The organism is Vreelandella zhaodongensis (genome assembly GCF_013415115.1).
In the GTDB taxonomy this organism is placed as follows: Bacteria; Pseudomonadota; Gammaproteobacteria; order Pseudomonadales; family Halomonadaceae; genus Vreelandella; species Vreelandella zhaodongensis.
Genome location: NZ_JACCDD010000001.1, coordinates 617,896 through 630,051 on the forward strand (window position 1 = coordinate 617,896; position 12,156 = coordinate 630,051).

12 protein-coding genes are annotated in these 12,156 nt (G+C 49.9%); 10 read left to right on the forward strand and 2 right to left on the reverse strand.

Annotation, left to right across the window (positions count from 1 at the left end):
- Positions 1 to 2: 2 nt before the first annotated feature.
- The 4 genes from nei to HZS79_RS02770 all read left to right on the forward strand — a co-directional run bounded on the left by nei (position 3) and on the right by HZS79_RS02770 (position 5,020).
- Positions 3 to 827, forward strand: coding sequence for an endonuclease VIII (gene nei, locus HZS79_RS02755; RefSeq protein WP_179926977.1), 825 nt, complete (start codon positions 3 to 5; stop codon positions 825 to 827).
- 179 nt (positions 828 to 1,006) lie between these two features.
- Positions 1,007 to 2,512: a fumarate hydratase gene (locus HZS79_RS02760; protein WP_162217374.1), complete on the forward strand. Its 1,506-nt coding sequence runs from the start codon at positions 1,007 to 1,009 to the stop codon at positions 2,510 to 2,512.
- 119 nt (positions 2,513 to 2,631) lie between these two features.
- Positions 2,632 to 4,050, forward strand: a complete 1,419-nt coding sequence (cls, locus tag HZS79_RS02765; protein ID WP_179926978.1) for a cardiolipin synthase — start codon at positions 2,632 to 2,634, stop codon at positions 4,048 to 4,050.
- Positions 4,051 to 4,102: 52 nt separating this feature from the next.
- On the forward strand, positions 4,103 to 5,020 hold the full coding sequence (locus tag HZS79_RS02770) for a LysR substrate-binding domain-containing protein (protein ID WP_179926979.1): 918 nt from the start codon (positions 4,103 to 4,105) through the stop codon (positions 5,018 to 5,020).
- A 40-nt stretch (positions 5,021 to 5,060) separates the two neighbouring features.
- Here the strand turns inward: HZS79_RS02770 and HZS79_RS02775 are convergent, their stop codons facing one another.
- Entirely contained in the window at positions 5,061 to 6,155 is a 1,095-nt protein-coding gene (locus HZS79_RS02775) for a bifunctional nicotinamide-nucleotide adenylyltransferase/Nudix hydroxylase (protein WP_162217371.1), read from the reverse strand.
- Positions 6,156 to 6,319: 164 nt separating this feature from the next.
- On the opposite strand from HZS79_RS02775, the gene HZS79_RS02780 reads away from it, so the two are divergent.
- Together HZS79_RS02780 and yccX are read left to right on the forward strand one after the other, a co-directional pair.
- Positions 6,320 to 7,219, forward strand: a complete 900-nt coding sequence (locus tag HZS79_RS02780; protein WP_162217370.1) for a YihY/virulence factor BrkB family protein — start codon at positions 6,320 to 6,322, stop codon at positions 7,217 to 7,219.
- Between the two features lie 31 nt (positions 7,220 to 7,250).
- Complete coding sequence (yccX, locus tag HZS79_RS02785; protein WP_162217369.1) at positions 7,251 to 7,526, forward strand: acylphosphatase; 276 nt, start codon at positions 7,251 to 7,253, stop codon at positions 7,524 to 7,526.
- An 11-nt stretch (positions 7,527 to 7,537) separates the two neighbouring features.
- Here the strand turns inward: yccX and HZS79_RS02790 are convergent, their stop codons facing one another.
- On the reverse strand, positions 7,538 to 8,488 hold the full coding sequence (locus HZS79_RS02790) for a D-2-hydroxyacid dehydrogenase (protein ID WP_162217368.1): 951 nt from the start codon (positions 8,486 to 8,488) through the stop codon (positions 7,538 to 7,540).
- 202 nt (positions 8,489 to 8,690) lie between these two features.
- Here HZS79_RS02790 and HZS79_RS02795 point away from each other — a divergent pair, with 202 nt between their 5' ends.
- The 4 genes from HZS79_RS02795 to ruvA all read left to right on the forward strand — a co-directional run bounded on the left by HZS79_RS02795 (position 8,691) and on the right by ruvA (position 12,137).
- The gene (locus tag HZS79_RS02795; protein ID WP_162217367.1) at positions 8,691 to 8,972 is read left to right on the forward strand and encodes an FmdB family zinc ribbon protein; all 282 of its coding nucleotides are present in this window, start codon (positions 8,691 to 8,693) and stop codon (positions 8,970 to 8,972) included.
- 66 nt (positions 8,973 to 9,038) lie between these two features.
- A complete protein-coding gene (gene aspS / locus HZS79_RS02800; RefSeq protein ID WP_162217366.1) occupies positions 9,039 to 10,820 on the forward strand; it encodes an aspartate--tRNA ligase in 1,782 nt (593 codons plus the stop codon).
- An 86-nt stretch (positions 10,821 to 10,906) separates the two neighbouring features.
- The gene (ruvC, locus tag HZS79_RS02805; RefSeq protein WP_179926980.1) at positions 10,907 to 11,458 is read left to right on the forward strand and encodes a crossover junction endodeoxyribonuclease RuvC; all 552 of its coding nucleotides are present in this window, start codon (positions 10,907 to 10,909) and stop codon (positions 11,456 to 11,458) included.
- Positions 11,459 to 11,528: 70 nt separating this feature from the next.
- Positions 11,529 to 12,137: a Holliday junction branch migration protein RuvA gene (gene ruvA / locus HZS79_RS02810; protein WP_162217364.1), complete on the forward strand. Its 609-nt coding sequence runs from the start codon at positions 11,529 to 11,531 to the stop codon at positions 12,135 to 12,137.
- Positions 12,138 to 12,156: the final 19 nt, after the last annotated feature.

Below are 12,156 nucleotides of genomic sequence, written 5' to 3' on the forward strand. Positions count from 1 at the left end.
TCATGCCTGAAGGCCCTGAAATTCGCCGTGCAGCGGACAGGATAGAGAAGCAGATAGGTGGCAAACATCTTGATGACGTCTGGTTTGCCTTTCCTGAGCTTGCGGAGCAAGCGGAGTCGCTGGTTGGTCAGCGCGTTAATACAGTAGACACATGGGGCAAAGCCATGCTGATTCGTTTTGCAGATCAGCGTGTGTTGTATTCCCATAATCAGCTCTATGGCGTTTGGAAGCTGCATAGCGAAAATAAGCCGCCAAGCACCAAAAGGTCATTACGTGTTCGGTTGGTCGCAGAGGGTAGGGCTGCCAGTCTTTACAGCGCTTCAGATATTTCATTGTGGCAGGAGCGCGAGCTAAACCAGCATCCGTTTCTGTCTCGTCTCGGCCCCGATTTATTAAGTCAAAATGTATCTTCTGATGACGTGAAACGACGCCTGATTGATCCAGCGTTTATGCGTAGAAGCCTTGGTGCGCTGTTGCTTGATCAAGGGCTAGTCGCTGGTTTGGGTAACTATTTGCGCTCTGAAATTCTTTTCTTATCCCAAGTACACCCCCAAAAACGTCCTTCTGACTTAACAGCACATCAATTGGACGTACTTGCCACTGTGATCGTGGAAACGACGCGTCAGGCATATTTACAAGCGGGCGTGACTAATCGCGATGCGTGGATTAAGCAGGCGGTTGCCTCCGGTGAGCTACGCCGGCAATGGCGTTTTAGTGTGTTCGAACGCGCTGGGCTTTCTTGTCATCGCTGTGGTTCGGTTATAGAGCGGATGATGGTTGGCTCGCGCCGTCTATATTTGTGTCCGACGTGCCAGCGCTTAGATTAATATTTTATACCGTTATCTCATGCAGTGTTTTCTTGCCTCAGACTAATGCCGTAGTGATCAGGGACAGGTTAGTGGTGGTTGTGGCTGCCGCATAAAGGCCAATACGGTATACTTACCGTACATCTAGACGGCCATTACAAAGGTCGCAGCCAAGACGATAACCGAGGAGCTGTTAGTCCATGACCGTGATTCGCCAGGACGACGTCATTCAGAGCGTTGCCGATGCTCTGCAGTACATCTCTTACTACCATCCGAAAGATTTCATTGATGCAATGGCGGATGCCTACGAGCGGGAAGAGAATCCTGCTGCAAAGGATGCGATTGCACAAATCTTAATTAATTCAAGAATGTGTGCTACTGGTCATCGCCCAATTTGCCAAGATACGGGCATCGTGACGGTATTTGTCCATGTCGGCATGAACGTTACATGGGACGCTGAGCTTAGCCTCGATGACATGATTAATGAAGGCGTGCGCCGAGCCTATAAGTTGCCGGATAACGTACTGCGTGCTTCCGTTCTTGCTGATCCAGACGGCAAACGAGCCAACACCAAAGACAACACGCCAGCAATTATTCACCACTCGATTGTGCCTGGCGATAAGGTCGATATTCACGTTGCCGCGAAAGGCGGTGGTAGTGAAGCAAAATCTAAGTTTGCAATGCTTAACCCGTCCGATAGTGTCGTCGACTGGGTGATGGAACAGTTGCCTAAAATGGGCGCAGGCTGGTGTCCGCCCGGCATGCTGGGGATTGGTATCGGTGGCACCGCCGAAAAGGCGATGATGATTGCCAAAGAAGCGCTACTCGATCCTATCGATATCCAAGATTTGCAGGCGCGTGGTCCCAGTAACCGCGCTGAAGAGCTGCGTTTGGAACTGTTCGATAAAGTGAATAAAAGCGGTATCGGCGCTCAAGGTTTAGGCGGTTTAACCACGGTATTGGATATTAAAGTTAAAGATTACCCAACCCATGCAGCCAATAAGCCAGTGGCAATTATTCCCAACTGTGCAGCTACACGCCATGCGCATTTTACGCTTGATGGCAGCGGCCCAGTGGCTCTTCCTGCCCCTAAACTTGAAGACTGGCCAGAAATTACCCGCGAAGCAGGCGATAACGTAAAACGCGTTAATCTGGATAGCGTCACTCCCGAAGAAGTCAAAACGTGGCAGCCGGGTGATACGCTGCTATTGAACGGTAAGCTACTAACCGGCCGTGACGCAGCACATAAGCGGATGGTGGACATGCTTGCGAAAGGCGAGCCGCTCCCCGTTGATATGAAAGGCCGCTTTATTTACTACGTGGGGCCTGTTGATCCTGTTGGTGACGAAGTTGTTGGCCCAGCTGGTCCGACCACTGCGACTCGGATGGATAAATTCACCCGCACCATGCTCGAAGAGACCGGCCTGCTAGGCATGGTTGGTAAAGCGGAGCGTGGTCAGGCTGCTATTGATGCTATCCGAGATAACGAAGCCGTTTACCTGATGGCCGTAGGTGGTTCTGCTTACCTTGTTGCCCAAGCAATCAAGAAATCTCGTGTTGTTGGTTTTGAAGACCTCGGCATGGAAGCTATCTATGAGTTTGAGGTTGAAGATATGCCGGTAACGGTGGCCGTTGACAGTCAAGGCACATCAGTTCACCAAACAGGTCCCGCAAAATGGAAAGAAATCATCGCTCAAAAAGCCTAACAATTTGATAGTATTGTAAAAGCAATACTCGATACAGAGGCCCCGTCTTTCACGGGGCTTCTGTGCATTAGCGGTGCTGAATTAATTGACAATATTCACAGTATGACGAGGAACAGGCAATGACCTCATGGTTGCTAGGGACAAGCATTATGTTGATACACCTGCTAGGGATCGTATCAGCTATCATGGCGCTTATGTCTAGCCGTACATCACAGGGAGCTGTGGCTTGGATTATTTCCTTACTAACGTTTCCCTATGTCGCATTGCCAGCGTATTGGTTTTTTGGCCGCCCGCGCTTTTATGGATATGTCACTGCCAGAGGAGCGCGCGATAATGTATTAAGGCGTGTGTTGATGCGTTATCGCCAAAATATCCAGCCGCATCTGTCCCTCCCTCCTACCACTGATATTCAGGCAGTAGAGCAGTTAGCAATGATGCCCTTAACAAAGGGCAATAGTGCAGACTTATTAATTGACGGTGAGGCAACGTTCGAGAGTCTCTTTGGCGGCATTGATCAAGCGCAAGATTATCTTTTGCTACAGTTTTTTATCGTAAGGAATGATTCCCTGGGTCGGCGTTTACAGCACCATTTGATAAAAGCGGCACAGCGGGGGGTACGTGTTTATTTCTTATATGATGAGGTCGGGAGCCGAAAACTTAATGAAGGCTTTTTTAAAGAGCTGACAAAAGAGGGGATAGAAGTAAAAGCTTTTCGATCGTCTCGAGGCTTTAAACATCGCTTCCAGCTTAATTTCCGTAATCATCGTAAAATCGCTGTTGTTGATGGTAAGAGAGGATGGGTAGGTGGCTTTAACGTGGGCGTTGAGTATCTAGGCGAGGATCCACGTCATGGTCCCTGGCGTGATACCCATTTAGTGCTCAGTGGCCCCTGTGTTCTCGGTCTGCAAGAAGCCTTTTGGGAAGATTGGCACTGGGCGACGGGGGAGGTTATTACACTAAATTGGAACGCAGAAAGCCACCCCCATGATGACCATCATGTCGTTATCGTGCCTTCTGGGCCAGCCGATAAGCAAGATACGGCCAGCCTTTTAATTCAGCAGCTAATTCATAGCGCGAATGAGAGGCTTTGGGTGACCAGTCCTTATTTTGTACCCGATCAAGGGGTGCAGGATGCATTACGGCTAGCGGCGATGCGCGGTGTGGATGTACGGGTAATGATCCCCGAGCGCCCAGACCATTTGCTGGTCTTTCTTTCCGCGTTTTCATTTCTGCCGGATATGTTGAGAGCTGGGGTCAAAATATACCGTTATCTCCCTGGGTTTTTACATCAAAAAGTCATATTGATTGATGACAGCGCCGCAACAGTTGGCACTATCAATCTAGATAATCGATCATTTAGGCTTAATTTTGAAATTACGGCGTTCATACCTAGTCCCGCATTTGCGAGCGATGTCCGTATAATGCTCGAAAAAGACTTTAACCACTGTCGCCGAATTACTATTGATGAAATTAACCAGCGGCCGATGTGGAAAAAAGTGGTTTCTCGTGCAGCTTACCTAACCGCACCTATTCAGTAGTTACCGTAATAGTTCGTACGCAGCTAACGATATTGGGCACAAGGAGTTTTGGGTGAATTTAGAAACAAAATGGCTCGAAGATTTTGTTGCGTTAGCCAATACACGAAGCTTTTCAGCATCTGCTAGGCAACGGCATGTGACACAACCTGCTTTCAGTCGCCGTATTCGTGCACTAGAGCAAGCCGTTGGCGTTACCTTGGTAGATCGCTCCACAACGCCTGTCGGATTATCTTCTGAAGGACAGTTGTTTTTAATTACGGCACGTAATTTGGTTGAACAATTAAACGAGTCATTAAGTCACTTGCGAGGACTATCAATTGCCAATGAGGCACTTGATATTGTGGCAGCGCATTCGCTGGCACTGAGCTTTTTCCCTCCCTGGATTTCTCGTTTGCAAAAAGGCTTAGGGGAACTACCTACGCGGTTAGTTGCTATGAATGTAGGGGAAGCAATTCATGTTCTCCGTGAGGGCAATTGCGATTTAATGCTCGCCTACTATGATCCTTTTGCGACCATGCAGCTAGACGCAGAAGTTTTCCCTTCGTTTTCTATCGGTAAGGTAAAAATGCTGCCTGTTTCATTGCCTGATGAGCAGGGTAATCCGCTTTTTTCGATTCAGACCGATAGCTCCATTCCCTATTTAGCCTATACCCAAGGCGCATTTCTTGGCCGCAGCGTGCGTATGCTGCTGAAAAACGATCCACTGCGAATGAAGCTTCGTACTGTTTATGAAACAGCGATGGCTGAAGGCTTAAAAGGTATGGTGCTTCAGGGCGTTGGGGTTGCGTGGATTCCTGACTTTTGTATTCGTGACGAGCTCAAAACAGGAAAACTAGTACGGGCAGGAGATGAAAGCTGGGATATCCCCCTAGAAATTCGTCTTTATCGCTGTTCGCTGGTTCATAAGCCTGGCGTTGAGCGGCTTTGGCGACAAATGATGAAATTGCCGCGTGACTTCCTGCAAGCATAGCTGTCCCGCATGCCTTGCCAACATAACATGCATTTTTACGTTAGCAGGGCCCAAAATCGGCAGGCAACCCCAGGAAATTTTGAATAATAAAGAAGTGATCCTCGAATAAGCTTTCTGGCTCAAGATCAGCAAGTGCCACCCAGCGCGCATGGTCACCCCCTTTTACCGGTTTTAAACGAGGCAATTGCTGCTCTGGTCGAAGGGCAAAATAAAACGCTTCGGCTAGGGTGCGGCCGCGCCAGCTTCGGTGTGGTTCATCAAACAGCCGCTGACCGCGTAAAGAGCCTTTTAAAACGGGTTCAGGCACTTTAAGTCTCAATCGCTCGCGAAGCTCTCTCAAACAAGCATCTAACAGGCGTTCATGAGGGTTTATAAATCCCCCAGGTAGCGCAAAAAGTCCTTTCCCAGGCGCTGCGGTGCGTCGAACGAGTAGCACATGGCCTGACTGAACGACAACCGCATTCACAGTAACAAAGATGGGGGGATAGGGAGCTTGTGACCATGCTTGTTTGTACTGATCCAGCAGTTGTTGCTCTTCCAAAAGCTGGTGGTATGCCTCACCTTTACAAAAGTTACCTACACTTTGTACCACGCCAGGCGGTAAATCGTGGTAAGCCCCAGTGCTCAGATAATCATCTGTAGAGCCTGGGGAGCGAAACAGGCGCTCACGTATTTGACTTGCTGAAATGCCCTCAACAAGAGGAACGCTAACAGACTCCCACTGGGGAAAGAGCGATAAATAGTAGCTGGATTGCCCTCGACTTGCGCCAATCAGCCCAATACGTGGCAGGCGTGCGTTGGCGGGAGCCGCCAGATCGCGCACTTTGCGCTGTACATCACGCACCCATACATCATCATTATACAGCGCATCCAACAGCGGTGTGATTTCCAGGCGTTGATTATCTTTGTCGTCAAACCCTGAACGAATCATGGTTTGGCGCTCATTAAAATGCCATGGATTTCGTAAAGAACGAGCCTGCCAAGCGGAGCCTACAAGAACAATAACCTGGCGTGCCTGCTTCAATGCCTCTCGAATAATCGCCAAGTGGCCAAGATGAGGGGGCTGGAAACGACCAATGAACACCAAGCAGTCAAAATCGTAAGCCGTAGCAGATTGAACAGCATCCGAGTTCATAACGCTTCCTTGGTCGTTGGGAAAATGGTGACCAATCATTATGTAACGAGTGGTTATGGGGTGCAATGCAGTGCCGCCTGCGCTCAACGCGATAGTTCGGTATGATGCTAGACAGGCACCAATAATATCGCTAAATCAAGGACACGTTATAAAAGGGAGTGTGCATGCTGAAAAATACAATTGTTTTTTGGTGGAATGTGATGCAGGACGCAACCGCGCTTTGGCTAGAACGCAACGCGTTTAGTTATGCGGGGTCATTGGCGTTTTATACGCTTTTTTCGTTAGCGCCTACCGTTATTATTGCAGTGACAGTGATTGGGGTGGTGCTGGGGGAGGATGCTGCCCAAGGACAGATTGTGGCACAGCTTCAAGACACTCTGGGTTCAGACGCTGCGCATGCCATTGAGCAAGCAGTGTCACAGTCGCGCATTGAGGAGTCAGGCCTACTACCAACCCTATTGGGCTTTGCTGCATTAATGGTGGGTGCTACGACAGTTTTTGCACAAATGCAGTTTTCTCTCAATACTATCTGGGGAGTGACGGCAAAGCCTACTTCCAATAGTGCTCTTATATTTATCAAGAACCGCTTACTTTCCTTAACGGTTGTTTTGTCGATTGGTTTTATTCTGTTGGTATCGTTGGTGTTGGGGGTTGTCCTACGCGGCATGCTCCATGGGGCGGCCAACATACTGCCCTACACCAGCCTTTTGGCCACATCCCTTGAGTCGCTTATCTCATTGGCAATGGTGGTGTTGCTATTTGCGACTATCTTCAAAGTGTTGCCGGATGTCGTGCTGCGTTGGCAGGATGTACTTATTGGTGCTGTTGTGACCGCGGTCTTATTCACAATTGGGCGCAGTGTCATTGCTATTTATCTCGCGCACACTGCAACAGCGTCCACATACGGAGCTGCGGGCTCTGTGGTTATGATCCTGCTTTGGGTATATTACAGTTCATTAATTTTGCTGTTTGGCGCAGCCTTTACTCGTTCTCTTTTACTGCGCAGAGGACGTCCGTTAGTACCGCGCAATAGTGCTGTACTGGTAAGGCGAGAGTTGGTTTAACCCCCGTTCTGGAAACAGTGGAGGAGCAATTATGTCTACTTGCTGTGTACGTGCCAATGTAACTGGGAAAGTGCAAGGCGTGTGGTTTCGTCGCTCAACCCAGGCTCAGGCTCTTCAGCGAGGCCTCACTGGCTACGCAAAAAATCTTCCTGATGGACGTGTTGAAGTCGTTTTATGCGGTGAATCAGCGGCGGTGTCTACGCTGACGGAATGGTTATGGCAAGGACCAGAAGGAGCGCGGGTTACCCATGTCACCATTGACGTATTAGAGGATTACCGCGCTCCAGATCATTTCGCCACCTATTAATCGGCGCTTAATTAGTTCGCCTCATATTGCCATTGCTTAATATTATCAGCGGTGAGCGCCACAATATTCTGGCGAGCCTCTGGAGTTATCCAGGCATTATGAGGCGTTACTATTAAATTCAGTGGCTCCCCATTGGCTAACGCTGTTAGCAAAGGATGACCATTGATGGGTGGTTCTGTGGGAAGCACATCCACTGCTAGGCCGCCTATATTGCCCTCGCGCAGCGCCTCAAGTGCGGCTTCTTCATCGATGATGCCGCCGCGAGCACAGTTAACGAGTAATAGAGAAGACTTTGCCTTTTCTAATCGTTTGCGGTTGATTAGGTGCTGGGTGGCTTCGTTAAGTGGGCAGTGCAGGCTGATGACGTCGGCGGTAGGTAATAACTCATCAAGTGATGGCCGCTTATCTTCTGCCTCATTGCCCGGCCGAGCGGCAAAGGTCACTTCCATGCCAAACGCTTGCGCCAGACGCGCCACTTCTGAACCTAGCTCTCCTTGACCTACCATGACCAGGCGCTTACCTGAAAGCTGCAGCGTTGAGTGACCTTGTAAACAAAAGAAATCGCTGCGCTGCCACTCGCCGCGAGCGATATCGGCTTGGTAACGTGGCAATCGGTTTGCCAGTGTCAGCATTAACATTAAGGTGTGCTGAGAAACGCTAGCTGTTCCGTAGGCGGTGACGTTCTTTACACTAATGTTTTGGGCTTTAGCAGTGTTGAGGTCAATGTTGTTAAGTCCTGTCGCCAGCACACATATAAGCTTGAGCTTAGGCAGTGCTGCCAAGGTTTCAGCATTTAGTACGACTTTGTTGACGATCGCTATGTCCGCATCTGCCAAACGTGCACAAGCCTGCTCGGAAGTGCTTTGCTGGTATACATCTAAATGGCTAACAATGTTTCGAATTGCTGTCAGATCGATATCCGCGCCTAAGCTCTCGGCATCCAGCATTACCGCATTGGGCATTTTTCTTTTCTCCATTATCTGCTGAGAAGCGCTTGGCCTTGCTCAGCAGGGGGCACAAAAGGGTATAATGTGTCGCTCTATCAACCGCAGTCTTGGAATTTATCCCAGCAGGCCACATATTCTTTGCCTGGCAACCGTTAGATTTGCCACTAGTCTATACAAACTTAGCCTGTCGGAGTTGAGCTTTTCAGGAGTTATCAACATGCCCATCTATGAGTACGAGTGCAAGGCCTGCGGTCATCGCATGGAAAAATTGCAGAAAATCAGCGCGGATCCGCTGAAGGATTGCCCCGCGTGTCAGCGAGCCAGTCTTGAACGTTTGGTCTCAGCGGCTGGTTTCCGTCTTGCTGGCGGCGGTTGGTATGAAACCGATTTTAAAACAGGAAGTAAGAAAAACTTGGCTGCAGAAGGCCAAGCTACTTCCAGCACTGGTGCCACAAGCGATACCAGTAGCGCATCAACGAAAAAGGGCGCCGCGGCTTAGCTGCGGTTGTCAGGGCCACAACGGCCCACGACAATCTTATTGCCACGAAACAGAACAGGATTAGACATGCGCAGCCATTATTGCGGCCAGCTTAACGAAACTTTGGTGGAACAAACGGTCACTGTCTGCGGTTGGGTGCATCGCCGCCGTGACCATGGTGGGGTCATCTTTCTGGATATGCGCGATCGCGATGGTATCGCTCAATTCGTAGTCGACCCTGATACCGCCGAGGCATTTGCTAATGCTGACCGTGCTCGCAGTGAGTACGTGCTTCGTATTACTGGCCGTGTCCGGCTGCGCCCTGAAGGAACGCAGAACCCCAACATGCCAACCGGTATGATTGAGGTATTAGCGAAAGAGGTGGAGGTACTCAACACGGCTGCCACACCACCTTTTCAGCTCGATGAGCACAATAAAGTAGGTGAAGAAGTTCGCTTAAAGCACCGCTATATCGATCTTCGTCGTCCGGATATGATTGAGAAGTTACGCTTGCGTTCGCGTATTTCTCATAACGTTCGCGCCTACTTGGAAAATCAAGGTTTCCTGGATATTGAAACGCCGGTATTGACTCGCGCAACGCCGGAAGGTGCCCGCGACTACCTCGTTCCTAGCCGGACACATGCAGGTAGCTTCTTTGCACTACCTCAGTCGCCTCAGCTGTTTAAGCAGCTGTTAATGGTGGCCGGTTTTGATCGCTACTACCAGATCGCTAAATGCTTCCGTGATGAAGATCTGCGGGCTGATCGCCAGCCTGAGTTTACGCAAATCGATATTGAGGCGTCTTTTGTTGAAGAAGACGACATCATGGGCATTACCGAAGCCATGATTCGTCAACTCTTCCAGGAAGTGCTGAGCGTTGAACTGCCTGAGTTCCCGCGGATGACCTGGCAAGAAGCAATGGATCGCTTTGGTTCTGATAAGCCGGATCTACGTATTCCGCTAGAATTGACCGATGTTGATGATCTGATGCAACAGGTTGATTTTAAAGTCTTCTCAGGTCCTGCAAGTGCGGAAGACGGCCGCGTAGCGGCATTGAAAGTGCCGGGTGGCGCCCAATTGTCTCGTAAAGAAATCGACGAATATACGAAATTCGTTGGTATTTATGGTGCGAAAGGGCTGGCGTGGATTAAAGTCAATGAGCGTGCCAAAGGGCTTGAGGGACTTCAATCACCCATTGTTAAGTTCATGGAAAATATTGTTGAAGAGCTGCTTGATCGCGTAGGCGCTGCAGATGGCGACATCATTTTCTTTGGTGCGGATAAAGCGCGCATCGTCAATGAGGCAATTGGGGCATTACGCGTCAAGTTAGGTGCCGACCTTGAGCTTTATACTCAAGCATGGGCTCCGTTATGGGTGGTCGACTTCCCGATGTTTGAAGCAGATGACAACGGTCGCCTCAGCCCGCTACATCACCCGTTCACGGCGCCTTCTTGCTCGCCAGAAGCACTTAAAGCTGACCCAGCAAACGCATTGTCGCGTGCTTACGATATGGTGCTAAACGGAACTGAGCTAGGCGGTGGTTCCATTCGTATTCACGATCAAACCATGCAAAGCACTGTCTTTGAGATTTTGGGCATTGGCCAAGAGGAAGCGCAAGAAAAGTTCGGCTTCTTGCTTGATGCTCTCCAATACGGTGCACCTCCCCATGGTGGCCTAGCGTTCGGCTTAGATCGCTTAGTCATGCTGATGGCTGGAGCCAAGACAATTCGTGAGGTTATTGCCTTCCCGAAAACCCAGAGTGCTGGTTGTTTAATGACTGACGCACCAGGTGAAGTTAGCGCAGATCAGTTGAAAGACCTGAACATCCGTCTGCGCCAAAAAGCGAAAGCAGAGACCGCCAGCGAGTAATTGCTAACGCTGCTTTTTAGCTCAGCACCGACGTTTAGGCGTCGGTGTTTTTGTTTGAACAGTTCGCTATCAATAGGGAAGGTGACATGGATGAAAAACAGCCCGCTCCTGCGATTAGGATTTTGGGTATCGATCCAGGTTCGCGTATCACGGGCTATGGTGTCATCGATTTAGTGGGTGTTAAGCCTCATTATGTTGCCAGTGGCTGTATTAGAACGACCGATGGCCCTTTAGAGCAGCGGTTGGCACAAATTTATGCAGGCCTAAGTGAAGTAGTCGGCCTACATCGACCCGATGCAGTCGCCATTGAGCGAGTCTTTATGGCTAAAAATCCCGATTCAGCACTAAAGCTTGGTCAAGCGCGGGGCACGGCTCTCGTCTGCATAGCGAATCACGGCCTGAATATAGCAGAATATGCAGCAAGGCAAATTAAACAAGCCGTCACTGGCCAAGGGGGCGCAGATAAAAGTCAAGTACAGCATATGGTCACCGCCATCCTGCAACTCTCTTCGGCGCCACAGGCGGACGCTGCGGATGCGTTAGCCATCGCGCTTACCCATGGATACGCTGGACACGGCCTGCTTGCTGCGACCTCTAAAGGAGGTCGGCGGCGTAGCACAGGTCGCTGGCGGCTTTAGCTGCCTACTGGTCATTTGTACAGAGTGTCTTTATAGTAAATGCCAGCTTTTTATTATTGCGAGCATATTTATGATCGGTCGTATCAATGGTTTTTTGCTAGAAAAGCATCCCCCTTGGATTGTGGTTGATGTGCATGGCGTTGGTTACGAGCTAGAAGCCTCCATGAATACCTTAGTGGCACTTCCCGCCGTAGGAGAAAGCGTATCCATGTATACGCACCTTACGATTCGTGATGATGCCCATTTGCTTTACGGTTTCGGGCGTGAGCAAGAGCGCGCACTGTTCCGTGCCTTGATTAAAGTTAACGGCGTAGGGCCGAAGCTAGCGTTAGCCATTTTATCTGGAATGGACGAAGCAGCCTTTATGCGCTGCGTACGTGACGACGATAGTAAAGCACTAACCAAGCTCCCCGGTGTTGGTAAAAAAACCGCTGAGCGGTTAATTATCGAAATGCGCGACCGGTTCCCAGAATGGGAGAACGCGGCCGATGCTCCCCTCGCGTTAGAGGCGGGCAATGGTGAGCCTGCACCTCGTGATACGTTGGCAGATGCAGAAGCTGCCCTGGTGAGCTTAGGCTATAAGCCTACCGAAGCCTCAAAAATGCTGGCTGATATCAATCCCAAACAGTCGACAGAGGCAATTATTAAAGCCGCGCTGACAAAACGCATGACTGGGTAACGACGTAGGTTATTTCATG